Annotated in this window: 21 protein-coding genes and 1 pseudogene; 15 read left to right on the plus strand and 7 right to left on the minus strand. The window is 64.9% G+C overall.

Annotated elements, in window-relative coordinates:
* Positions 1-138 precede the first annotated feature (138 nt).
* The 5 genes and pseudogenes from eno (ASC94_RS10770) to ASC94_RS10785 form a co-directional block, all read left to right on the plus strand.
* On the plus strand, positions 139-1,375 hold a 1,237-nt coding region (gene eno / locus ASC94_RS10770; protein WP_229417237.1), incomplete at its 3' end, for a phosphopyruvate hydratase.
* Position 1,376: 1 nt separating this feature from the next.
* A pseudogene (gene eno, locus ASC94_RS33630) lies at positions 1,377-1,521 on the plus strand (phosphopyruvate hydratase); the annotation flags it as partial.
* A 43-nt stretch (positions 1,522-1,564) separates the two neighbouring features.
* Positions 1,565-1,897: a cell division protein FtsB gene (gene ftsB / locus ASC94_RS10775; protein ID WP_056394168.1), complete on the plus strand. Its 333-nt coding sequence runs from the start codon at positions 1,565-1,567 to the stop codon at positions 1,895-1,897.
* Between the two features lie 191 nt (positions 1,898-2,088).
* Positions 2,089-4,359, plus strand: a complete 2,271-nt coding sequence (locus ASC94_RS10780; RefSeq protein WP_056394171.1) for a TonB-dependent receptor domain-containing protein — start codon at positions 2,089-2,091, stop codon at positions 4,357-4,359.
* Positions 4,360-4,373: 14 nt separating this feature from the next.
* Positions 4,374-5,546, plus strand: coding sequence for a hemin-degrading factor (locus ASC94_RS10785; RefSeq protein WP_056394173.1), 1,173 nt, complete (start codon positions 4,374-4,376; stop codon positions 5,544-5,546).
* A gap of 101 nt (positions 5,547-5,647) precedes the next feature.
* On the opposite strand, the gene ASC94_RS10790 is transcribed toward ASC94_RS10785, so the two are convergent.
* From ASC94_RS10790 to ASC94_RS10805, 4 genes are all read right to left on the minus strand, one after another.
* The gene (locus ASC94_RS10790) at positions 5,648-6,850 is read right to left on the minus strand and encodes a glycerophosphodiester phosphodiesterase (RefSeq protein WP_056394176.1); all 1,203 of its coding nucleotides are present in this window, start codon (positions 6,848-6,850) and stop codon (positions 5,648-5,650) included.
* Positions 6,850-9,213, minus strand: coding sequence for a TonB-dependent receptor (locus tag ASC94_RS10795; protein ID WP_056394178.1), 2,364 nt, complete (start codon positions 9,211-9,213; stop codon positions 6,850-6,852). Before ASC94_RS10795 ends, ASC94_RS10790 begins: the two co-directional genes overlap by 1 nt.
* A gap of 159 nt (positions 9,214-9,372) precedes the next feature.
* On the minus strand, positions 9,373-10,338 hold the full coding sequence (gene hslO / locus ASC94_RS10800; protein WP_056394181.1) for an Hsp33 family molecular chaperone HslO: 966 nt from the start codon (positions 10,336-10,338) through the stop codon (positions 9,373-9,375).
* A gap of 3 nt (positions 10,339-10,341) precedes the next feature.
* Entirely contained in the window at positions 10,342-10,866 is a 525-nt protein-coding gene (locus ASC94_RS10805; RefSeq protein ID WP_056394184.1) for a gamma carbonic anhydrase family protein, read from the minus strand.
* A 167-nt stretch (positions 10,867-11,033) separates the two neighbouring features.
* Between ASC94_RS10805 and ASC94_RS10810 the strand changes: the two genes are divergently transcribed.
* The 9 genes from ASC94_RS10810 (at position 11,034) to bamC (ending at position 19,267) form a co-directional block, all read left to right on the plus strand.
* Positions 11,034-11,909, plus strand: coding sequence for an alpha/beta fold hydrolase (locus ASC94_RS10810; protein ID WP_056394187.1), 876 nt, complete (start codon positions 11,034-11,036; stop codon positions 11,907-11,909).
* Positions 11,910-12,171: 262 nt separating this feature from the next.
* Positions 12,172-13,002, plus strand: coding sequence for a 3',5'-nucleoside bisphosphate phosphatase (locus ASC94_RS10815; RefSeq protein ID WP_056394190.1), 831 nt, complete (start codon positions 12,172-12,174; stop codon positions 13,000-13,002).
* A gap of 65 nt (positions 13,003-13,067) precedes the next feature.
* Complete coding sequence (gene htpX, locus ASC94_RS10820; protein ID WP_056394193.1) at positions 13,068-13,949, plus strand: protease HtpX; 882 nt, start codon at positions 13,068-13,070, stop codon at positions 13,947-13,949.
* Between the two features lie 12 nt (positions 13,950-13,961).
* Entirely contained in the window at positions 13,962-14,585 is a 624-nt protein-coding gene (locus ASC94_RS10825) for an L-threonylcarbamoyladenylate synthase (protein WP_056394195.1), read from the plus strand.
* A gap of 67 nt (positions 14,586-14,652) precedes the next feature.
* On the plus strand, positions 14,653-15,327 hold the full coding sequence (locus ASC94_RS10830) for a site-2 protease family protein (RefSeq protein WP_056394199.1): 675 nt from the start codon (positions 14,653-14,655) through the stop codon (positions 15,325-15,327).
* A gap of 5 nt (positions 15,328-15,332) precedes the next feature.
* Positions 15,333-16,535, plus strand: a complete 1,203-nt coding sequence (locus tag ASC94_RS10835; RefSeq protein WP_056394201.1) for a tryptophan--tRNA ligase — start codon at positions 15,333-15,335, stop codon at positions 16,533-16,535.
* Positions 16,532-17,080, plus strand: a complete 549-nt coding sequence (locus tag ASC94_RS10840; RefSeq protein WP_056394204.1) for a bifunctional 2-polyprenyl-6-hydroxyphenol methylase/3-demethylubiquinol 3-O-methyltransferase UbiG — start codon at positions 16,532-16,534, stop codon at positions 17,078-17,080. Before ASC94_RS10835 ends, ASC94_RS10840 begins: the two co-directional genes overlap by 4 nt.
* Before the next feature lie 117 nt (positions 17,081-17,197).
* A complete protein-coding gene (gene dapA / locus ASC94_RS10845) occupies positions 17,198-18,076 on the plus strand; it encodes a 4-hydroxy-tetrahydrodipicolinate synthase (protein ID WP_056394207.1) in 879 nt (292 codons plus the stop codon).
* Between the two features lie 12 nt (positions 18,077-18,088).
* A complete protein-coding gene (gene bamC, locus ASC94_RS10850; protein WP_082616394.1) occupies positions 18,089-19,267 on the plus strand; it encodes an outer membrane protein assembly factor BamC in 1,179 nt (392 codons plus the stop codon).
* 116 nt (positions 19,268-19,383) lie between these two features.
* Here the strand turns inward: bamC and ASC94_RS31680 are convergent, their stop codons facing one another.
* The 3 genes from ASC94_RS31680 to ASC94_RS10865 form a co-directional block, all read right to left on the minus strand.
* Positions 19,384-19,656: a hypothetical protein gene (locus ASC94_RS31680; protein WP_082616395.1), complete on the minus strand. Its 273-nt coding sequence runs from the start codon at positions 19,654-19,656 to the stop codon at positions 19,384-19,386.
* Positions 19,657-19,949: 293 nt separating this feature from the next.
* Entirely contained in the window at positions 19,950-20,426 is a 477-nt protein-coding gene (locus ASC94_RS10860; protein WP_056394213.1) for a hypothetical protein, read from the minus strand.
* 9 nt (positions 20,427-20,435) lie between these two features.
* Entirely contained in the window at positions 20,436-21,569 is a 1,134-nt protein-coding gene (locus ASC94_RS10865; RefSeq protein WP_056394216.1) for a cupin domain-containing protein, read from the minus strand.
* 109 nt (positions 21,570-21,678) lie between these two features.
* On the opposite strand from ASC94_RS10865, the gene ASC94_RS10870 reads away from it, so the two are divergent.
* Positions 21,679-22,221 (plus strand): peptidylprolyl isomerase, encoded by a 543-nt coding sequence (locus tag ASC94_RS10870; RefSeq protein ID WP_056394219.1) that lies wholly within the window; start codon positions 21,679-21,681, stop codon positions 22,219-22,221.
* Positions 22,222-22,334 lie beyond the last annotated feature (113 nt).

The raw sequence follows: 22,334 nt of genomic DNA on the forward strand, positions 1-22,334 counted from the left end.
GGCCCGGCGTATAGAACACATACGCCGGGCCCGCTTCCACATCCGGCCGCCGTCTGTTACCCTTGCTGCAATTTTGCGCGGGGACCGCGAGTGCCGGCCGTGCAGGCAACAGTTTTTGCTTAAACTTTGGAGAATGACATGAGTGCTATCGTAGACATTATCGGCCGTGAAGTGATCGATTCGCGCGGCAATCCCACCGTCGAGTGCGACGTGCTGCTGGAGTCGGGCGTGATGGGCCGCGCGGCGGTGCCGTCGGGCGCGTCGACCGGTTCGCGCGAAGCCATCGAACTGCGCGACGGCGACCCGAAGCGCTACTTCGGCAAGGGCGTGCTGCAAGCCTGCGAGAACATCAACACCGAAATCTCGGAAGCCATCATGGGCCTGGACGCCAATGAGCAAGCCTTCCTGGACCGCACCCTGATCGACCTGGACGGCACCGAGAACAAGTCCCGCCTGGGCGCCAACGCCATGCTGGCCGTCTCCATGGCCGTGGCCAAGGCTGCCGCTGAAGAAGCCGGCCTGCCGCTGTACCGCTACTTCGGCGGTTCGGGCGCCATGCAGATGCCGGTGCCGATGATGAACGTCATCAACGGCGGCGCGCACGCCGACAACAACCTGGACATCCAGGAATTCATGATCATTCCAGTGGGCGCCCCGTCGTTCAAGGAAGCCATCCGCTACGGCGCGGAAGTGTTCCACACGCTGAAAAAGATCCTGCACAAGCAGGGCCTGAGCACCGCCGTGGGCGACGAAGGCGGCTTCGCCCCATCGCTGGCCAACCATGAAGAAGCGATCAAGCTGATCATCCAGGCCATCGAAGAAGCCGGCTACGAGCCGGGCACCCAGATCGCACTAGGCCTGGACTGCGCCGCGTCCGAATTCTACAAGGACGGCAAGTACCAGCTGGACGGCGAAGGCATGAGCCTGACTGCGGTCGAGTTCACCAACCTGCTGTCGACCTGGTGCGACAAGTACCCGATCATCTCGATCGAAGACGCGATGCACGAAGGCGACTGGGAAGGCTGGGCCACCCTGACCGCCGCGCTGGGCAAGAAGGTCCAGCTGGTGGGCGACGACCTGTTCGTCACCAACACCAAGATCCTGAAAGAAGGCATCCAGAAGGGCATCGCCAACTCCATCCTGATCAAGATCAACCAGATCGGCACCCTGACCGAGACCTTCGCCGCCATCGAAATGGCCAAGCGCGCCGGCTACACCGCCGTGATCTCGCACCGTTCGGGCGAAACCGAAGACTCGACCATCGCCGACATCGCCGTGGGCACCAACGCGCTGCAGATCAAGACCGGTTCCATGTCCCGTTCGGACCGCATGGCCAAGTACAACCAGCTGCTGCGCATCGAGGAAGACCTGGGCGNGGGCACCAACGCGCTGCAGATCAAGACCGGTTCCATGTCCCGTTCGGACCGCATGGCCAAGTACAACCAGCTGCTGCGCATCGAGGAAGACCTGGGCGACATCGCTTCCTACCCTGGCCGTGACGCGTTCTACAACCTGAAGTAATAGCACGACGCCAGCCAGGCTTGCCCTGGCTGGCTATCCCCATATGCGTTTGATTACCCTTGCACTGGCAGCGCTGCTGCTGCTGATACAGTACCCGCTGTGGCTGGGGAAAGGCGGCTGGCTGCGCGTGGCCGACCTGGAAGACCAGGTGGCCGTCGCCCACAAAAAAAATGACGAGCTGAAAAGCCGCAACGCCAAACTCGATTCCGAAGTGCGCGACCTGAAGGACGGCACCGGCGCCGTCGAAGAGCGGGCCCGTTTCGAGCTGAGCATGATCAAGCAGAACGAAATCTACATCCAGATCCTCGGCAAGGGCCAGACCCAGCCGCCGCCTGCCGGCCCGGCTGCCGCCACCGCCGCAGCCCCTGCGCATTGAACGGCATGGACTCGTAGCGGTAGGGGTTAGCGCGTGGCGCGTAACCCGCCAGCGCCGCCGCGATGCCCGGCGGGTCACGCGCATGCGCTAACCCGTCCTACTTGTAAATAAGAATCATTCTTGTTAAGATGCGCCGTTGCCAGCAAAACCGTAAGGGGAGCCAGCTTTAATCTCACCTTATCTGGAATGTTATGGCTGCCATCCCTCCGCGCCAGCGGCGCCTTGCCGCGCTGCTGCTGTCCGCTTTCGCCTTGCCCGCCGCGCCGGCGCTGGCGCAAACCACCGAGCTGAACGAAATCCTCGTCACCGCCAAGCGCGATGACGCACCCGCCAAGGCCGGCACCGCCACCGTCATCGGCAGCGCCGAACTGGCCAGGCGCAACGCCACCGATATGGGCAATATGGCGCGCTACGAGCCGCTCATCAGCGTGCCGGCGGCCGGCATCGGCACCGGCAATATCTGGGACGGCGCGGGCAACACCGGCTTCAACATCCGCGGCATCGAAGGCAACCGCGTCAGCCTGGAGCTGGACGGCATCGCGCTGCCGGACGCCGCGCCCAAGCCGGATGCGACCACCCTGAACAGCTTCGGCATCGGCCGCGACTACTTCGATCCCGAAACCTTCCGCGAAGTGCGCATCGGCTCCGGCACCACGGCGGCGGGGGCAGGGGCGCCCGGCCTGGGCGGCAGCGTGTCCTTCGTCACCAAGTCGCCGGAAGACTATCTGAGCGGGACCCGCAACAGCTACGCCGAATACAAGGTCGGCCACACCTCCGGCGACCGGGCGACCATGCACGCGCTGACCGGCGCCATGGGCTTCGGCGCGCTGAAGGCGCTGGCCGTGCTGGTGCACCGCGACGGCCAGCAGCTGCGCAGCAAGGGCAATACGGTGTTCAATCCGGACGACTGGTCTTCGGACGCCTTGCTCGGCAAATTCAGCTGGGCGCCGCTGGCCGGCCACAAGCTGGGCGTCACCGTGGACGCCTACAAGTCGGAGCACGACCGCGAGATCAGGAACAAGCAGCTGTCGCTGTATCCCGAGGGCTCGCAGCAGGCCTCCACCACGCGCCGCACGCGCGTCAGCCTGGACCACGGCTACGCCGGCGCCGGCAGCGCGCTATTCGATACCGTCGACACCCGCCTCTACGTGCAGGACGCGAAGGTGGAAGACAGCACCCATGCGCCCTACGTCACCGGCGGACGTCCCTACACGCGCGACATTGCCACCGGCTTGTTCAACAAGAGCATCGGCATCGCCAGCGACGCGGCCAAGCAGCTCAACGCCGCCACGCTGCTGCACTACGGCTTCTCCGTGGAAGACCTGGAGACGCGCCGGCCGTGGAAAGAGGACCGCACCGTGGTGGGCTCGAACGTGCACCAGCTGACGCAGAAGAACCGCATGGCGGATATGGACACCTTGAAGATCGCCGCCTATGTGCGCGGCGAGATCGTCTTCCCGCTGGCCGGCCGCAACGCCACCTTGACGCCGGGTCTGCGCGTGGAGCACCGCGAGCTGAGCCCGAAGAACCTGGAAAACTACTTCATCGCCGTGCCGTCCGCTGCCAGGGAGCTGAAGGACGACAGCGACAGCTACGTAGCGCCCAGCCTGGGCCTGTCGGTCGAGCTGGCGCCCAGCTTCAATACCTACGCCAGCTACAAGCGCGGCGCGCGCCTGCCCACCGGCGCCGACCGCACCAGCACTTACGACTCCTTCAGCTACACCGGCGCCGGGCAGGGCTACGGCGTGCTGGGCAACGCAAGGCTGGAAAAGGAGACCAGCAAGGCCTTCGAGCTGGGTGTGAAGGGCGAGCCGCGCCAGGGCGTGCAGTTCAGCGCGTCCATGTTCTATACGGCGTACAAGAACTTCATCGAATACGTGGCGCAGCCGGCCGACCCGGTCAACTATCCCACCCTCAGCCAGGGCCTGTTCCGGCCCGAGAACGTGGCCCAGGCCGAAATCTGGGGCATGGAGATGAACACGCGCATCGAGCTGGGCCAGTGGTCCGCGCCGTTGAACGGCGCCAGCGTGGCGCTGGCGGCGGGCGGCTCGCGCGGCACGTCCATCAACAGCAAGACCGGCAAGAAGGCCGACCTGGCCACCGTGCTGCCTTACAAGGGCAGCGCCACCCTGGCCTGGGACGACCCGTCCCAGCGCGGCGGCGTCGCCTTCACCACCGTGCATGTGCGCGCCAAGCAGGCCGCGCCGGACGTGGTCAGCGGCGCCACCGCAGCGCTGTTCGCCGTGCCCGCATCGGCCGTGATGGACCTGACCGCCTACTTCAACGTCGGCAAGCACGCCACCATCACGGCCGGGGCCTACAACCTGGGCGACAAGAAGTACTGGGACTACGCCAGCGCCCGCACGCTGGCCGCCGGCACCAGCGCCGCCGCGCTGGCCGATATCGAACGCCAGGTAAAAACCGGGCGCACTTACGCCGTTGCCTTTAAACTGATGTACTGATTCTGGAGACCTTTATGAAAACTCATCACCGCTACGCATTGGCCCTGGCCAGCGCGCTGATGTTCAGCGCCATGCCAGCCCTGGCTGCCGATGCCGGCCTGGCCCAGCGTTGGGAAAAGCTGCGCGCCGAGCAGCCCAAGCTGCAAATCCGCGACGCAGCGCGCGCGTTGAATGTGTCCGAAGCCGAGCTGCTGGCCACCGGCATCGGCAGCACCGTCACGCTGCTGAAGAGCGACGGCAACGCGGCGCGCGACATCATGCGCCGCGCGCTGGACCTGGGCAAGGTATTGGCACTGACCCGCAACGAGAACGGCGTGCTGGAACGCACCGGCGTTGCCAGCCGCCTGGAACAGGATATGGCAGCCGCAGCGGCGCAGGCCGCGGCGGGCGCGCAGAATGACCCGGAGCGCGAGGCGCGCATGCGCAATATCGCCGGCGGCTACCTGGGCGGCGAGATCGACCTGCGCTTCAACTTCGCCAACTGGAAGCACGCGTTTGCGGTGGTGCAGCCGGGCCGCGATGGCCAGCTCTCGCGCAGCCTGCAATTCTTCGACGAAACCGGCACCGCCGCGCACAAGCTGTACCTGAAGAACGAAGCGGCTGTTGGCGTGTTCGACAAGCTGGTGGCGGACTTCCGTGCACCGGACCAGCACGCGGCGCTGAAAGTGGTGCCGGCGGCGCCGAAGCAGGCCGAGAAGCCGGATGCGGCCATCGATGTGAAGGAGTTCCAGCTGGCCTGGAAAGAGATGACGGACGTGCACCAGTTCAACCGCCTGCTGGGCGAGTTCGGCATCTCGCGCGAGCAGGCCATGCGCCTGGCGCCCGAGGGCGCGGTGCAGCGCGTGCCGCCGAAGGCGGTGCGCAATCTGCTGGACGAGGCGGCCAGGCAGAAACTGCCCATCATGGCCTTCCTGGGCAACGGTTCGGTGACGCAGATTTTCAGCGGTGTGATCGAGAAGACCGCCGCCAGCGGCGACTGGTACAACGTGCTGGACCCGGACTTCAACCTGCACCTGCGCGAGAGCGCGTTCGGCAGCGGCTACGTGGTGCAGCGCGCGGGGGTGACGTCGGTGGAGTTCTTTGACAAGAACGGCGAACTGGTGGTGACCTTCTTCGGCGTGCGCGAGCGCGCCAAGCCGCAGCCGCAGGCTTGGGTGGAGTTGACGCGCAATCTGCCCAGGGCTTGAGCCTGCGGCGGCTCCGGCGGGTTACGCTTCGCTAACCCGCCCTACGTCGGCGCCACGGTTGCACGTAGGGCGGGTTAGGCGCAGCCGTAACCCGCCAAAGCTCAGCCATCCACCGCAACGCGGCCCAGCGCCGGATCGTCGGTAAAGAACCCATCCAGCCCCAGTTTCAGATAGCGCCTGATCTCTGCCACCGACCCGGCCGGATTGCGCGCGTGCTCGCCTGCGCTGTCGCGGAAATCGGCGGCCAGGAAGCGGTTCTCCGGACGGAAGGTCCAGGTCTCCACGCGCAGGCCGGCCGCGTGGCCATCGGCTGCCAGCGACGTCGGCTCGGCCAAAAAACCGTCCTGCTTCAGCGGTATCAGCATGCGCGTCGGCGGCGCCACCACGTCGGCGTAGGCGGCAATCGCCTTTAACCCAGCCGGCGAGCACATCTGCCCATAGGTCAGGCTGCCGCCGGCCGCCGCCACGTCCGCCGGGCGCTGCGCGGGGGCGCCCACCAGTTGCATCAGGCGCACGTTGGCGCGCCTGCCCAGCCGGTCGCGCACGTATTTGAGATTGGCCACTTCGAAGGACTGGATTTCCACCGGATGCCGGCGCGTGTAGTCGTGCGCGGCCAGGGTGGAGATGAAGCGGTCCTCCAGCGCCAGGCCAACTCCGGCAAAGTAGGCCGAGCTTTTCAGCTCGGGCACCAGGCCGATCACGCGCCCGGCGGCGGCCGACTGCGCCGCCACGAAGTCGATGATTTCCTCGAACGTCACCACCTGGAACATGCCGTTGAACTGCGCGCTGCCGGGGCGCGATTCGGGAATGCGTTCGACCGCGCGCAGCGTCTTGATTTCGGCCAGTGTGAAGTCGTCCACGAACCAGCCTTCGTGGGTCTGGCCGTCGATGGTCTTGCGCGTGCGCCGGCTGGCGAATTCCGGCCGTTTGGCCACGTCCGTGGTTTCGTTCAGGAAGGCCTCGTGGCGTGCCACCAGCACGCCGTCCCTGGTGCAGACCAGATCCGGCTCCACGTAGTCCGCGCCGTCGGCGATGGCTTTGGCGTAGGCCGCCAGCGTATGCTCAGGCCTCAGCGCACTGGCGCCGCGATGGGCAAACACCAGCGGCCTGGCGCCGCCAGCCGGTGCCGGGCCGGCTGCCGGCGAGCCGGTGCTGCCGGCCAGCGTGGCCGCCGCGCCTATGCCGCCGGCGGGTGAGGCAGCGAAGGCAGGCGGCACCAGCAGCGCGCTGCCGCCGGCGGCGGCCACGCTGCCGATAAAGCCGCGCCGAGAGAGCAGGCGGCGTGCGTTGAGGATGCTGTTCATCAGAAGTCCGCCATCACGGTGAGGAAGGCCTGGCGCGGTGCGATCGGGAAGGTATTGTACGTCTTGTCGGCCGCGCCCACGACCACGTTCAGGCTGCCCATGCGGTCGGCCAGGTTGCTCACGTTGACGCGGTAGCGCGCGTTCTTCACCACGCCGCCGTTCAGGAAGGGCAGCTGGCCGGACACGCCCAGGCCCAGCAGGAAGTAGCTCGGCACCGCCAGGTCGTTGGTGTAGGTGGCGTAGCGTTTGCCCACGTAGTCGCCGCTCAGCTGGAACTCCGTGTCGGCCACGGTCATGGTGGCGACGAACTTGTTCATCCATTGCGGATTGCCCGGCACCGTCTTGCCGGCGGTTGGCACCACGGTGGCGCCGTTGCTGTAATTGTCCTCGTACTTGGCGCGGTTATAGGACAGCGCGTTGTACAGCGAGAAGCCGCGCCCGAAGTGGAAGGTGCCCGACAAATCGATGCCGTCGATCTTCACGCTGCCGACGTTGGCCAGCACCGGGTTGCCGCCGATGATGGCGGAGATCACCGGGGTAGGGCTGATCTGCAGCAGGCGGTCCTTGAAGTCCACGTGGTAGATGTTGACCTGGCCGTCGAAGGCTTTCAGCATGCCCCAGTCCAGCTGGTGGTTGCTGCGCAGGCCCGCTTCATACGTGACCGAGGTTTCCGGCTTGGCGGTGGACTTGAACAGGTCGAACGCCTGCTGGCTGGCCAGCGACCATGGCGAGGCGCCGCCGCCGCCGTAGGTGACGAACTGGCGCATGTTCTTCTGCACGTTGAAGAACAGCTGGTCCTGTGCCGTCACGTCCCAGCGGCCGCCGATCTGCGGCAGGAACCATTTTTTGGTTTCGATCCGGCCCACCGGCAGCGCGGTGGAGCCGCCGGCAATGGCGCCTTTGCGCGGCTGCACGGGGAACTGGCCGTCCGCGTCCTGCAGGCTGGACTTGAAGCCGGCCTGCAGCACCAGGTCGGGCTGCACGCGCCATTCGTCCTGCAGGTGCAGCTGGATCACCTTGTTGTCGATGGTGCTGCCGTACTGCGTGATCAGCGGATTGGATGGGCGGTCGTACGGCGAGCTGGGATTGTTCACGTCCAGCGCGTACCAGCGGCGATAGGCCGAGGACTGGTTATGTTCGAACCATACGCCGCCTTGCACGGTGTGGCCGCCGAATTCGCTGCGCAGGGTGGACAGCGCGCCGCTGCGCTTGATGTCGTACTCGGTGGTGCGGGTGGCGTAGCCGGATCCGCCGAACACCTGCTTCAGGTTCTGGTTCGGGTAGTACACCGCGAACAGCGCCGGCAGGCCGGCCACGCCGATCGGACCGGCCACCACGCCCACGCCGTCGTCGTCGTGATGGTAGACCTGGTTGCTCCAGGTGGTGGACTCGCCCAGGCGCCAGTCGAACTTGGCGTAGCCCAGGTAGTCCTTGCGCTGTGCATCGCTGTAGTAGTTGCGGTAGTTGTTGCCGTCGGCCGCAGGCGTGGCGCCGGTGGGCGACAGGTAGCCCAGCGCATAGGCGAAGTCGGGATAGGTGAAGGGGCGGGTGTAGGGGGCGCTGGTCTCCCCGGCCACGTGCACGGTGCTGTCCTCGTTCGGCTCGGTCTTGTCCGAGTAGGCGAAGTACAGTGTCAGCTTGCCGGCCTCGCCCTGGTTGACAAACTTGGCGTTGACCTGGTCGCCGCCCTGTTTGCCGTTGAAGTCCCAGGCGCGCTGTTTCTGGTGCACCGCCGAGATATACGCGCTATTGCCGCCGCCGAAATTGCCGGTGTCGAAGCGCGCATAGGTGCGCGAAGTGCGGTAGCTGCCCACGGTCTGCTGCACGGTGGCGCCGCGCGCGGCCAGCGGGTCGCTGGAGAAGGTTTCGATGGTGCCGCCCAGGTTGCTGGTCGAGGCGGTGGCCAGGTCGCCCGCGCCGGACGACAGGATGACGCTGCGCACGTTCTCGCTGATGACTGCGCGCTGCGGCGACAGGCCGTTGTAGTTGCCGTACTGCTGGTCGCCCAGCGGCACGCCGTCCATGGTGTAGCCCAGCTGCTGGCCGCTGAAACCGTGCACGAACAGCGACAGGTTCTGTTCATTGTTGCCCCATGGGTCGGCGGTCTGGAAGCTCACGCCAGGCAGCGCCTGCAGCGCCTTGAGCGGATTGATGCCGGGCAGGATCTTCTGCATGTCGGCCTTCGTCATCGCTACCGAGGAGCGGGTTTTGCGCGAGGCCACTTCCACCGTGGCCACCGGGCCGGCCGCGGCTGCGGCCATTTCGCTGCCGCTGTCGGCCGCTGCCGGCGCTTCCGGTTCGGCGGCGAAAGCCTGGAGGGAGAATGCCATGCAGATGGCGGAAGCGAGGAGAGTCTTGTTCATCGTGAGCCTGTGGTCGGAAACATTGAGAGAAATGCAAACGACGCGCAGCGTAACCAGCCGGTGTGACGGCGGCATGACGGTACGATGACGAATTGATGAAACGGCGGGAGGGGAAGGGGAGGGAGGGCGTCCCGCGCAGAACGGGACGCCTGGTGATGCTTAGTGCTTGGCTTCGCTGGCGTGCATCAGCACTTCGGCGGGAGCGCTGGTGGCGAACAGCTGGGCGCAGTCCACCTTGTCGTACTCGTAGTGCTGGCCGCAGAAATCGCAGTTGATGGCGACGGTGCCCTGCTCATCGAGCACGCCTTCCACTTCTTCCTGGCCCAGCATCTTGAGCATATTGCCGACCTTCTCGCGGGTGCAGCTGCAGTGGAAGGACGGATGCACCGGATCGAACACGCGGATGGTCTCTTCCCAGAACAGGCGCTGCATCAGCACGTCGATGGTGGTGCTGAGGATTTCCTCCTGCTTCAGCGTGGAACCCAGGATCACCGCGCGGTTCCAGGTCTCCAGCGCCTCTTCCTGCGACAGCTGCGCCGTTTCAGCCTTGCCGCCGTGGTGCGGCAGCTTTTGCAGCAGCAGGCCGCGCGCCACGTTGTCGTCGGCCGCCAGCCACAGCTTGGTGTCCAGCTGTTCCGAGCGCTGCATGTAGTTTTCGATGACGGTGGCCACGTCGTCGCCGTCCAGCGGCACGATGCCCTGGTAAGGCTGCTGGCCCGGCACCTTGTCGGCCGGATCGAGCGTGATGATGAAGCGGCCCTTGCCGTGCGCGTTCAGCAGCTGCATCACGCCGGCGTCGTCGTCGATGGCCGCGTCCGGGGTCAGCTTGGCCGTGGCGCGCAGGCGCAGGTCGGCGTCGCACTCCACCACCAGCAGGCGCACCGGCCCGTCGCCGTGGATCTGCATGATGATCGAGCCGTTGAACTTCAGGTTGGCCGACAGCAGGGCGGCTGCCGCCACCATCTCGCCCAGCAGGCGCTTCACGGGCACCGGATAGTCGTGGCGCGCCTGCACTTCGCGCCAGGTGGCCGAGATGTCGACCAGCTCGCCGCGCACCGAGGCGTTGTCGAAGATGAATTTCTGCAGGGTGTCCTGGCCGGCGGCCAGTTCTGGGGTGATGCTCATTGTTTATCCTATTTTCTTGAGTTGCGTCTTGAACAGCCGGCCGCGCTGCACGTAGCCGTCGGCAGCGCCGCGCAGCTTGGCCACGTCCTGTTCCGTCAGCGTGCGCACCGCCTTGGCGGGCGAGCCGATGATGAGCTGGTTGTCCGGGAATTCCTTGCCTTCGGTGACCAGGGCGCCGGCCCCCACCAGGCAGCCCTTGCCGATCCTGGCGCCGTTCAGGATTACAGCCTGGATGCCCACCAGCGAGCCGTCGCCGATGGTGCAGCCGTGCAGCATGGCCTGGTGGCCCACGGTCACGTTCTTGCCCAGGGTCATGGGGAAGCCCATGTCTGTATGCAGCACGCTGTTTTCCTGGACATTGCTGTTCTCGCCGATGGTGATGCGCTCGTTGTCGCCGCGGATCGTGGTGCCGTACCACACCGTAGCGTTGGCGTGCAGGGTTACTTTACCGATCACGTTGGCCGTGTCGGCAACAAAGGCGGAAGCATCAATCTCGGGCGCGTCGTCGCCCAGCTGGTAGATGGTCATGGAAAGCCTAGATGATGTTTGTGGAAACTGCGGAATGGCGCTATTTTACGCCTGCCGGGCATCGGCTTGCTTCAGGTTTTGCGAACGGTCGTGCTAATATCGGGATTTGCGCCCGTCCAAGGCACCCATATTGCGCTCGCCGCGCCACTTTCAAGGCTGCAATCATCATGAAACCATCCCGATCCGAATTCATCAACGTGCGCGGCAACCGCACCCACGTCCGCCACTGGGGAAGGGAAGGGGCGCCCAAGATTTTCATGGTGCACGGCTGGATGGACGTGTCCGCATCCTTCCAGTTCGTGGTGGACGCGCTGCAGGGCGACTGGCATGTAATTGCGCCCGACTGGCGCGGCTTCGGCCTGACCGAGCGCCCGCGCGTGGATACGTACTGGTTTGTCGATTACCTGGGCGACCTGGACGCCATCCTGCGCCACTACCAGCCGGACAGCCCGGTCAACCTGCTGGGCCACAGCATGGGCGGCAATGTGGTGGGCCTGTACGCCGGCGCGCGGCCCGAACGCATCCGCCGCCTGGTCAACCTGGAGGGCTTCGGCATGAAGTCCACCACGCCGGACCAGGCGCCGGCGCGCTACGCCAAGTGGATGGACGAGCTGCTGGAGCCGCAGGAAATGCGGGGTTACGCGGACCTGGGCGAGGTGGCCAGGCGCCTGCAGAAGACCAATCCGCGCCTGTCGGACGAGCGGGCGGCCTTCCTCGCCAGCCACTGGGCCGGGCAGAACGACAAGGGCGAGTGGGAAATCCTGGGCGACCCGGCGCACAAGCGCATCAACCCGCTGCTGTACCACGTGGAGGAGGTGATGGCGTGCTGGCGCGCGATCACGGCGCCGGTACTGTGGGTGGAGGCCGAGCACACCAATATGTGGCTGTGGATGGGGCCGAAGGAAGAGGCGCGGGTGGAAATCGACCGCAGGTTGGGGCACCTGGCCAACGTCACCGCGAAGATGATGGACAACGCGGGCCACATGCTGCACCACGACCAGCCGGAGCAGCTGGCGGCGATGCTGGAGGAGTTCCTGGCGTGATTGGCGGGTTACGCGCTTTGCGCTAACCCGCCCTACGGACCGCCGTCCGGGATGGTGGTGCAGTATGGGGGGCCGCCATGCGGGATGTGGGGCACTGTGCAGGATGCGGGGCGCCGTCCGGGATGTGGGGCACCGTGCGGGATGTTTGGCACCGTGCGGGATGCGGGGCGCCGTCCGGATGTAGGGCGGGTTGGCGCGCAGCGCGTAACCCGCCATCGCAGCGTACAATGGAGCTTCTATTACCGAAAATATTCCAGCCCGTATGAATGTAGATTTACACTGCCATTCCAACGTTTCCGACGGCGTGCTGCCGCCGGCCAAGGTCGCCAAGGTGGCGCGCGAGGCCGGGGTGGACGTGTGGGCGCTGACCGACCATGACGAGGTGGGCGGCATCGCGGCCGCCCGCGCCGCCGCCGCCGAGCAGGGCATGCGCTTCGTCACCGGCGTGGAAATCTCCATCACCTGGGCCGGCGAGACGGTGCACATTGTCGGCCTGCAGATCGACGAGAACAACCCCGCCCTGGTGCAGGGGCTGGAGGCTACCCGTTCGGGCCGCGACAACCGCGGCCGCGAGATCGCCGTGCAGCTGGCCAAGGCCGGCATCCCGGACGCCTACGAGGGCGCGCTGAAGTACGTGTCCAATCCCAACCTGATGTCGCGCACCCACTTCGCGCGCTACATCGTCGAGATCGGCGCCTGCCGCAACACGTCCGAAGTGTTCAAGAAATACCTGTGCGAAGGCAAGCCGGGCTACGTCGAGCACCGCTGGGCCACCCTGGAGCAGTCGGTGCAGTGGATACGCGGCGCGGGCGGCATTGCCGTCATCGCCCACCCGGGCCGCTACAAGTTCAGCGACACCGCCGAGGGCGTCCTGTTCGACGAGTTCAAGCAGATGGGCGGCACCGCCATCGAGGTGGTTACCGGCAGCCACACGCCGGACCAGTACCCTGAATACGCGCGCCTGGCCAATGCCTACGGCTTCCTGGCCTCGCGCGGCACGGATTTCCACGCGCCCGGCGAGGCGCGGGTGGACTTCAAGCTGCTGCCGCCGCTGCCAAACAATGTGACGCCGGTCTGGCACGACTGGTTCTAAAGCACTTGTAATTCCGGCTACCCGGCCATATCTTATGCTCGGGTAACTCTGCGGAGAATCGCAATATGAAACGTATCGTCCTCTTTATCGCCACCAACCTGGCCGTGATGCTGGTGTTGTCGCTGGTCCTGTCGCTGCTGGGCATCGGCCGTCCCTCGGCCGGCGGCCAGCTGCAGCTCGGCACCTTGCTGGCGTTTTCGCTGGTGGTGGGCTTCACCGGCTCCATCATTTCCCTGCTGATCAGCAAGCCGATGGCCAAATGGAGCACCGGCGCCCGCGTCATCGACGCGCCTGCCAACTCCACCGAGCAGTGGCTGGTGGCCACCGTGCGCCAGCTGGCCGAGCGCGCCGGCATCGGCATGCCGGAAGTGGCCGTGTATGACGGCGAGCCGAACGCCTTCGCCACCGGCGCCTTCAAGAATTCGGCCCTGGTGGCGGTGTCCACCGGCCTGCTGCAGTCGATGAACCGCGACGAGGTGGAGGCCGTGCTGGGCCACGAGGTGGCGCACATCGCCAACGGCGACATGGTGACCATGACCCTGATCCAGGGCGTGGTGAATACCTTCGTGGTCTTCCTGGCCCGCATCGTCGGCTTCTTTGTTGACAATATGCTGCGCAGCAAGGACGAACGCAGCAGCGGCAACGGCATCGGCTACATGATCACGGTGTTCGTGTGCGAGATCGTGTTCGGCCTGCTCGCTTCCATCATCGTGGCCTGGTTCTCGCGCCAGCGCGAATTCCGCGCCGACGCCGGTTCGGCCAAGCTGCTGGGCAGCAGCGTGCCGATGCAGCACGCGCTGGCCCGCCTGGGCGGGCTGGAACCGGGCGCGCTGCCGCAGAACATGGCCGCTTCCGGCATCACGGGCGGCGGCGGCTGGTCGGCGCTGTTTTCGACCCACCCGCCGATGGAGCAGCGCATCGCGGCCCTGCAGCAGCTGCCGCGCTAACCGTCGCCCGACATGAGCCAATACTTCCAGATTCATCCGGTCAACCCGCAACTGCGCCTGATCAAGCAGGCCGCGCAGATCATCCACGGCGGCGGCATCGTGGCGCTGCCGACCGATTCCTGCTATGCGCTGGTGTGCCACCTGGACGACAAGGCCGCGGTCGAGCGGCTGCGCCGCATCCGCGGCATCGACGAGAAGCACCACCTGACCCTGCTGTGCCGGGACCTGAGCGAGATCGGCGTGTATGCGCGCGTGGACAACAAGCAGTTCCGCCTGCTGAAGGCGGCCACCCCGGGCCCGTTCACCTTCATCCTGGAGGCCACGCGCTGCGTGCCGCGCCGCCTGAGCCATCCGTCGCGCAAGACCATCGGCCTGCGGGTGCCGGAAAACTGCATCGTCGAGATGCTGCTGGCCGAGCTGCAGCAGCCGCTGCTGGGCACCACGCTGATCCTGCCTGGCGACGACCAGCCCCTGACCGATCCCGACATGGTGCGCGAGCGGCTGGAAAAGCAGGTCGACCTGATTGTCGACGGCGGCGCCTGCAGCTTCGAACCGACCACCGTCATCGACCTGAGCGGCGCGGAACCGGAACTGGTGCGCCAGGGCCGGGGCGATCCCGCCGTGCTGGGCCTGTAAGCATCTTCCACCTCCTCCATTTCCCCACGCTCCAGGCCGCTCATCCCGGTCTGGTAGAATTTTACCTATGACCGATTTCAATCAAACGATACAGACCATCGCCGTGTTTGCGATTCCTGTGCTTTTCGCCATCTCCCTGCATGAAGCCGCCCATGGCTACGTGGCCCGCTATTTCGGCGACACCACCGCCGAGCAGCAGGGCAGGCTGACCGTCAACCCGCTGGCGCACATCGACTGGTTCGGCACCGTGCTGCTGCCCATCCTGCTCGCGCTGAGCCCGCTGGGCATGGCCTTCGGCTACGCCAAGCCGGTGCCGGTGGACTACAGCCGCCTGCGCAACCCGAAAAAGCAGATGGGTTTCGTGGCCGCCGCCGGTCCGGCCGCCAACTTCGCCATGGGCCTGGGCTGGACCATCGTGCTGCTGTTCCTGTACCGCCTCGGCGTGCAAGAACCCTTCCTGCTGGGCATGGCCAAGGCCGGCATCCTGACCAACGCGGTGATGTGCGTGTTCAACCTGATTCCGGTGCCGCCGCTGGACGGCGGCCGCATCGTGACCGCGCTGCTGCCGGACGCGCTGGCCTACAAGTTCGCGCGCATCGAGCGCTACGGTCCCTATGTCTTCATCGGCCTGCTGGCGCTGATGTACACCGGCATCCTCAGCCCCATCCTGGCCACCATGGTGCAGCTGACGCAGGGCTTGTTCATCACGCTGGTGTACCCGCTGCGCCTGCTGCTGGGCTGACCGCCATGTATCCCGACCGCGTCGTTTCCGGCATGCGCCCCACGGGCGCCATGCACCTGGGCCACTACCACGGTGCGATGACCAATTGGGTCAAGATGCAGGCCGAGCTGCCCTGCCTGTTCTTCGTGGCCGACTGGCATGCGCTGACCACCCACTACGACGACCCCGAACTGATCGAGCGCAGCACCTGGGACATGCTGGTGGACTGGCTGGCTGCCGGCATCGACCCTTCGCAGGCCACGCTGTTCATCCAGTCACGCGTGCCCGAGCATGCCGAACTGCACCTGCTGCTGTCGATGGCCACGCCGCTGGGCTGGCTGGAGCGGGTGCCCACGTATAAAGACCAGATCGAGAACCTGGCTTCGAAAGACCTGGCAACCTACGGCTTCCTCGGCTATCCGCTGCTGCAGGCGGCAGACGTGCTGATCTATCGCGCGTCGGACGTGCCGGTGGGCGAGGACCAGCTGCCGCACATTGAAATGATGCGCGAAATTGCACGGCGTTTTAACCATTTGTACGGCAAAGAAAAGGGTTTCGAGCAGAAGGCCCAGGATGCGGTGAAGAAGCTGGGCAGCAAGCGCGCCAAGCTGTACAACGAACTGCGCACCCAGTACCAGCAGGATGGCGACGACGAGGCGCTGGAGCAGGCCAAGGCCATGCTGGACGACGCCCACAGCCTGTCGATGATAGACCGCGAGCGCCTGTTCGGCTACCTGGAGGGCAGCCGCAAGCTGATCCTGGTGGAGCCGCAGGCCAAGCTGACGGTCTCCGGCCGCCTGCCGGGACTGGACGGGCGCAAGATGTCCAAGAGTTACGGCAACGCCATCGCGCTGCGCGAGGACAAGGACGTGGTCACCAAGAAGGTGCGCACCATGCCCACCGACCCGGCCCGCGTGCGCCGCAGCGACCCGGGCGATCCGGCGCGCTGCCCCGTATGGCAGTTCCACCAGGTCTATTCGGACAACCCTACCCAGGAGTGGGTGGTCAAGGGCTGCCGCTCGGCCGGCATCGGCTGCATCGAATGCAAGCAGCCCGTGATCGACGCCATCATCAAGGAGCAGGAGCCGATGCACGAGCGCGCCCAGCCCTACCTGGACGACCCCACGCTGGTGCGCGCCATCGTTGCCGACGGCAACGACGTGGCCCGCAAGCTGGCTCAAGAAACCATGCGCGATGTGCGCGAAGCAATGGGACTTTCCTATACATGAGTGAACAAGTTTCTCCCTGGGTGCAGCGTTTTGCACCCCTGATCCCGGGCGGCGAAGTGCTGGACCTGGCTTGCGGCACCGGCCGCCACGCGCGCCACATGGTGTCCCTGGGCCATTCCGTGGTGGCGGTGGACCAGAACGCCGATTCGCTGGCGGCCGCCGCCGGCGATGGCATCGTCACCTCGCAAATCGACCTGGAGGCGGAGGGCGCGGTATGGCCCTTCGGCCCCGGCCGTTTCGCCGGCATCGTGGTCACCAATTACCTGCACCGGCCGCTGGTGGCGGATATGCTGGCCAGCCTGGCGCCGAATGGTGTGCTGCTGTATGAAACGTTTTCGGATGGCAATGCACAGTTCGGCAAGCCGTCCAATCCGGACTACCTGCTGGCGCCGGGCGAATTGCTGGACTGGGCCGCCAGGCACGGGCTGCGCGTGATCGCCTTCGAGGACGGGCTGGTGGAATCGCCGAAACCTGCTCTGGTGCAACGCATCTGCGCTGTCAAGGCGGAATTCCCGCGCGTTGCCGCGCTCTTGCCGTCATTTTGATGACGTTTTCATCACGTTTAAATCGCAATTTAATATACGATACTGTTCCGGGAAGCACCACAGACCCGGCCTATCGTCTACAATCGTTGTTTTAATTTCTTACTGTTTTGGTTAACTATGATTAAGGGCAGCATAGTAGCAATTGTCACCCCGATGCACGCAGACGGCAGTCTGGACTATCCGGGTTTGAACAAGCTGATCGACTGGCACATCGCCGAAGGTACGGACGGCATTGTCATTGTCGGCACCACCGGCGAATCGGCCACCGTGAGCGTTGAAGAGCATTGCGCCCTGGTCAAGGCCACCGTGGAGCACGCCAAGGGCCGCATCCCCATCATCGCCGGCGCCGGCGGCAATTCGACCGCCGAGGCGATCGAACTGACCCGCTACGCCAAGGATGCGGGCGCGGACGCGGTGCTGCAGGTCGTGCCGTACTACAACCGTCCTACCCAGGAAGGCATGTACCAGCACTTCAAGGCCATCGCCGAAGCAGTGGACATCCCCGTGATCCTGTACAACGTACCGGGCCGCACGGTGGCCGACATGTCGAACGACACCATCGTGCGCCTGGCCGCCATCAAGAACATCATCGGCGTCAAGGATGCGACCGGCAACATCGGCCGCGGCCTGGACCTGCTGCGCCTGGCGCCCAAGGAATTCGCCGTGTATTCCGGCGACGATCCCTCCGCCCTGGCCCTGATGCTGGCTGGCGGCAAAGGCAATATCTCGGTGACGGCCAACGTCGCACCGCGCGCCATGCACGAAATGTGCAAGGCCGCCATGGCAGGCGAGATCGCCAAGGCCATGGAGATCAACAACAAGGTTTTCCCGCTGCATCAAAAGCTGTTCGTCGAGCCGAATCCGGTGCCCGTGAAGTGGGCGCTGGCCGAAATGGGCATGATGCCTGCCGGCATACGCCTGCCGCTGGTGCCGCTGGCAGCCGAGTACCACGAGACCGTGCGCGGCGCGCTGCGCGAAGCCGGCCTGATCAACTAAGCCCCGTAAAACATGACCATTCGCAAGACAGCATCCATTACTCCGCAGCGCGGCCTGGGTTACGCCGCCATTGCCGCCATGGCCGTCAGCCTGACCGGTTGCGGCATGATCAGCTCGGTCGTCGGCAACGACAAGGTCGACTACAAGTCGGCCAAGAAAGCCAGCACGCTGGACGTGCCGCCGGATTTGACGCAATTGCAGGCTGATAACCGCTATTCGCTGCCCGATAGCACCCGTGGCGTGGCGACCGCGTCCGGCTACCAGGCCCAGCGCGCCGCCGGCGGCACCGTTGCAGCGCCGGCCGGCAGCAGCAACCAGGTGGCTACCACCGGCAGCGACAGCGTCAAGGTCATGCGCGCGGGTAATCAGCGCTGGCTGGTGGTCAAGCAGACCCCGGAGCAACTGTGGCCGCAGCTGAAGAACTTCTGGGAAGAATCGGGTTTCACCCTGTCCCTGAACGAGCCCAAGGCTGGCATCCTGGAAACCGAATGGAATGAAAACCGCGCCAAGATCCCGCAGGACTTCGTGCGCAACACCATCGGCAAGGTATTCGATTCGCTGTATTCCAGCGGCGAGCGGGATAAATTCCGTACCCGCCTGGAGCGCCTGCCGGACGGCAGCACCGAGGTCTACATCAGCCATCGCGGCGCCGAGGAAGTCATCACCGGCGCCCAGAAGGAAACCACCATGTGGACCGCGCGCCCGAACGACCCCAACCTGGAAGCGCTGTTCATCGCCAAGTTGATGACCAAGCTGGGCGGCGGCAAGGATGAAGCTTCGTCGCGCACCGCCGTCGACAACGCCATCGTCCAGCCGCAGCACGCCACCCTGAAAGGGGCGGGTGCCGAGCGCCTGGTGGAAGTGGACGAAGGCTTCGACCGCGCCTGGCGCCGCGTCGGCCTGGCGCTGGACCGCGCCGGCTTCACCGTGGAAGACCGCGACCGCGTGCAGGGCATCTACTTCGTCCGCTACGTGGACCAGGACGCCGGCGCCACCAAGGGCTTCTTCTCCAAGCTGTTCAGCTGGGGCTCGTCCGAGAAGGACAAGGAAGCGCAGCGCTACCGCGTGGCGGTCAAGGCCGGCGCGTCCGGCTCGACCAGCGACGTGACCGTGCTGAGCAACGACGGCAAGCCGGAAACCAGCGCCACCGGCGAGAAGATCCTGACCTTGCTGCACGAACAGCTGAAATAAGTTGTTACATTAAAAAAACCGGCTTTGGCCGGTTTTTTTATGTCCGCTTATCCCTCGCACGAAAGGATGGGCGAAAAAAAACCGGCCGAAGCCGGTTTTCTTTTCCAACTGACTGATTACTTCGCAGCAGCGGATGCAGCAGCCGAAGCAGCCGAAGCAGCAGCGGAAGCAGCCGAAGCGGCAGCCGAAGCGGCGGTAGCGGCAGCAGCAGCAGCGTCAGCGGCTGGAGCAGCAGCAGGAGCGGCAGCGTCAGCAGCTGGAGCAGCTGGAGCTGGTGCTGGAGCAGCAACTTCTGGGGTTGCTACTGGAGCAGCAGGAGCTTCTTCTTTTTTGGAGCAAGCAGCCAGAGCAACAGCCAGCAGGGAGGCGATCAGCAGGGATTTTTTCATGGGTTTTCCTTAATTAATTCAAAAAATAAACAACAATGTTGCGATGAATAATTACCGGTAATTATCGCTCATTAGGGCGTCTTCGTAGGCCTTTCGTACCAAATGGTGCCTGCCAGACAACGGAAACTTCCTAACCGAATATTATAGCGATTTTTGGTGCGTCGCAATAGCGGACAGGGCCGAAATCACAACTTTTTTGCGATAACGCAATTAATTGTTCTTCGGCCAATTGCCGGTATTGCCAGCCATTACCGGCTTACCGGTCGAACAGCAGCATTCTACATTGATAAGGGCTAGAGTCCAGTAGTGTCCGCACTCAAACCGGGCACGGACTCGGCCCACATCCCCGTGAAGCGCTCGCTGCAGACTTGTGTATCGGGTGCTGAATCATACACTGCTTCGCCGCGGAAGTGGTCCGAGTGATAACGGCGCACCAGGTGCAGCTGGTCGGCGATGCAGAACGAATCGGTCAGCTGGCGCAGCGCCGGGCTGCTGCGGCGGCATTCGATGGCATGGCTGTAATCGCGCAGCAGGCGCTGGAAGCGCGGCGCATGGCGCTCCAGTTCCGTATTGCTGTGCGCGATCAAGGCCAGTCTGCCGTGCCGGGACAGGAAATGGCGCAGCAGGGCGTCCATTTCGCTGCTGCCCAGCTCCCAGATGGCGAAATCCGGGTCGAATACCTGCAAGCTGAGCCTGGCCTTGGCGATGCAGACCCGCAATTGCTCCTGGAATCCCGCGCGGGTATCAAAGGGCTGGATCTGCTTTTCCATGGCGGCTCCTTATTTGCCGGCGGCCAGTTCCAGCCAGCCGTCGGTGTACCAGGCGTACAGCGCGTCGATTACGTCGTCCGATGCGGCGGCCAGCGCGGCCGGGTCCAGGGCGCGCTCGTTGGCCAGCGCCACCAGCGCGGCGCGGTCGGCGCGGCCGATGGCGAACGATTCGCCGTTGATGAAGACATGGCTGCCCCGGTACAGCATCTGCGACTTGGCCGACAGCACCACGCCGCCTTTCTTTTCGGCCGCCTGCAGGAAGCGCTCCAGCGTGAGCGGCTTGGCCGGGCCGGTGAAGAACACATTGTGTTTAGGCTCGGACAGGTATTCGCCCAGGAAGATCGTGATGTCGTCCTCGGTGAAGCGCACCTTGTTGAGTTCTTCAATCACGGTGTCCAGCATGTGGCGCGGAATTTCGGCCGGCTTGGAACTCGCCTCCAGTTCCGGGTCGGCGTAGCGGCCCGGCAGGTCGATGGAGTCCGCCATCCATTGCAGGAAGTTCTCGCCCAGTTCCTGGAAGGACGGCGAGCGGAAGCCGATCGAGTAGGTCTGGCAGTCGCCGATGGCGGTGCCGTCGTGCGCGTAGTGCGGCGGCAGGTAGAGCATGTCGCCGGGTTCCAGCACGAATTCCTCGTCGGCCTCGAAATTGGCCAGGATTTTCAGCGGCAGGCCTTCGACCAGGTCCAGGTCTTTCTGTGCACTGATGCGCCAGCGGCGCTGGCCCTGCGCTTGCAGCAGGAACACGTCGTAAGAGTCGAAGTGCGGGCCCACGCCGCCGCCGTCGGTGGCAAAGCTCACCATCAGGTCGTCCAGGCGGGCGTCGGGAATGAAGCGGAACTGGCGCAGCAGCGCGTCGGCGCGGGCGTCGAACAGGTTCACTCCCTGCACCAGCATGGTCCAGGCCTTTTCATCGCGCGCGGGCAGCGATTCCAGCGGGCCGTGCTGCATGTCCCAGTTGCCGCCGCTCATGGTGACCAGGCGCGATTCAACATAGTTCTTGCTGGCCAGGCCGGCCAGCGCGTCCAGCGTCAGCAGTGGCTTGAAGCCGGGCACGGCTTGACGGATGAGTAAAGGCTTCTTGTGCCAATAGTCGCGCAGGAATTGCGCGGGCGTGATGTCGCCCAAGAGAGGTAATTTTTTCATACGTTATTATAACAAGCACGCGGATGGGGGAATTCGTGGCGGCGCGGACTCCATGCCCTATAGGGCTTACAGGGTATAATCTCGCAGCTTAAATATGAAAGGAAGCCATATGAAGATCGCCAAGAATACCGTCGTGACCGTGAACTACAAACTGTCCGACGCGCAAAACAACCTCATCGAAGACGGTCGCCAGCCTATGGTCTACCTGCACGGCGGATACGAGAACACTCTGCCGAAAATCGAAGAAGAACTGGATGGCAAAGAGACCGGTTACGCGACCACGCTGCAGATCGAACCGGAAGACGCGTTCGGCGACTACGACGCCAACCTGGTCAAGGTCGAGCCGCGCAACCGCCTGCCGGAACCGCTGGAAGTGGGCATGCAGTTCGAAGGCATGCCTGACGGCGACGACGGCGACGAAGAAGCCATGATCTTTACCGTGACCGAAATCGCGGACGATAAGGTTGTGCTGGACGGCAACCACCCGCTGGCCGGCATGGCCCTGCGCTTTGAACTGGAAGTAGTGGACGTGCGTGCCGCCACCGACGAAGAAATCGCCCACGAGCACGTGCACGGCGCCCATGGCCACCACCATGGCGATGAAGATGACGGCGACGAAGGCGACGAGTTCCGCTCGCACCCGATTCACTAAGCGGCTCACGGCGGCTCACGGCGGGTTACGGCGTTCCGCCTAACCCGCCCTACGCATCACGGATTTCCAGTCCCGTAGGGCGGGTTAGCGCGGCGAGCGCGTAACCCGCCAGC

It is taken from the genome of Massilia sp. Root418, from assembly GCF_001425265.1.
Lineage (GTDB): Bacteria > Pseudomonadota > Gammaproteobacteria > Burkholderiales > Burkholderiaceae_D > Rugamonas.

Coding starts and splice junctions, on each gene's coding strand:
- hslO (WP_056394181.1), bottom strand. CDS start 10,338: ATGAGCATCACCCCAGAACTGGCCGCCGGCCAGGACACCCTGCAGAAA.
- ASC94_RS10865 (WP_056394216.1), bottom strand. CDS start 21,569: ATGAAAAAATTACCTCTCTTGGGCGACATCACGCCCGCGCAATTCCTG.
- ASC94_RS10870 (WP_056394219.1), top strand. CDS start 21,679: ATGAAGATCGCCAAGAATACCGTCGTGACCGTGAACTACAAACTGTCC.
- ASC94_RS10795 (WP_056394178.1), bottom strand. CDS start 9,213: ATGAACAAGACTCTCCTCGCTTCCGCCATCTGCATGGCATTCTCCCTC.
- ASC94_RS31680 (WP_082616395.1), bottom strand. CDS start 19,656: ATGAAAAAATCCCTGCTGATCGCCTCCCTGCTGGCTGTTGCTCTGGCT.
- ftsB (WP_056394168.1), top strand. CDS start 1,565: ATGCGTTTGATTACCCTTGCACTGGCAGCGCTGCTGCTGCTGATACAG.
- ASC94_RS10805 (WP_056394184.1), bottom strand. CDS start 10,866: ATGACCATCTACCAGCTGGGCGACGACGCGCCCGAGATTGATGCTTCC.
- ASC94_RS10815 (WP_056394190.1), top strand. CDS start 12,172: ATGAATGTAGATTTACACTGCCATTCCAACGTTTCCGACGGCGTGCTG.
- bamC (WP_082616394.1), top strand. CDS start 18,089: ATGACCATTCGCAAGACAGCATCCATTACTCCGCAGCGCGGCCTGGGT.
- ASC94_RS10840 (WP_056394204.1), top strand. CDS start 16,532: ATGAGTGAACAAGTTTCTCCCTGGGTGCAGCGTTTTGCACCCCTGATC.
- htpX (WP_056394193.1), top strand. CDS start 13,068: ATGAAACGTATCGTCCTCTTTATCGCCACCAACCTGGCCGTGATGCTG.
- ASC94_RS10780 (WP_056394171.1), top strand. CDS start 2,089: ATGGCTGCCATCCCTCCGCGCCAGCGGCGCCTTGCCGCGCTGCTGCTG.
- dapA (WP_056394207.1), top strand. CDS start 17,198: ATGATTAAGGGCAGCATAGTAGCAATTGTCACCCCGATGCACGCAGAC.
- ASC94_RS10825 (WP_056394195.1), top strand. CDS start 13,962: ATGAGCCAATACTTCCAGATTCATCCGGTCAACCCGCAACTGCGCCTG.
- ASC94_RS10830 (WP_056394199.1), top strand. CDS start 14,653: ATGACCGATTTCAATCAAACGATACAGACCATCGCCGTGTTTGCGATT.
- ASC94_RS10860 (WP_056394213.1), bottom strand. CDS start 20,426: ATGGAAAAGCAGATCCAGCCCTTTGATACCCGCGCGGGATTCCAGGAG.
- ASC94_RS10835 (WP_056394201.1), top strand. CDS start 15,333: ATGTATCCCGACCGCGTCGTTTCCGGCATGCGCCCCACGGGCGCCATG.
- ASC94_RS10790 (WP_056394176.1), bottom strand. CDS start 6,850: ATGAACAGCATCCTCAACGCACGCCGCCTGCTCTCTCGGCGCGGCTTT.
- ASC94_RS10785 (WP_056394173.1), top strand. CDS start 4,374: ATGAAAACTCATCACCGCTACGCATTGGCCCTGGCCAGCGCGCTGATG.
- ASC94_RS10810 (WP_056394187.1), top strand. CDS start 11,034: ATGAAACCATCCCGATCCGAATTCATCAACGTGCGCGGCAACCGCACC.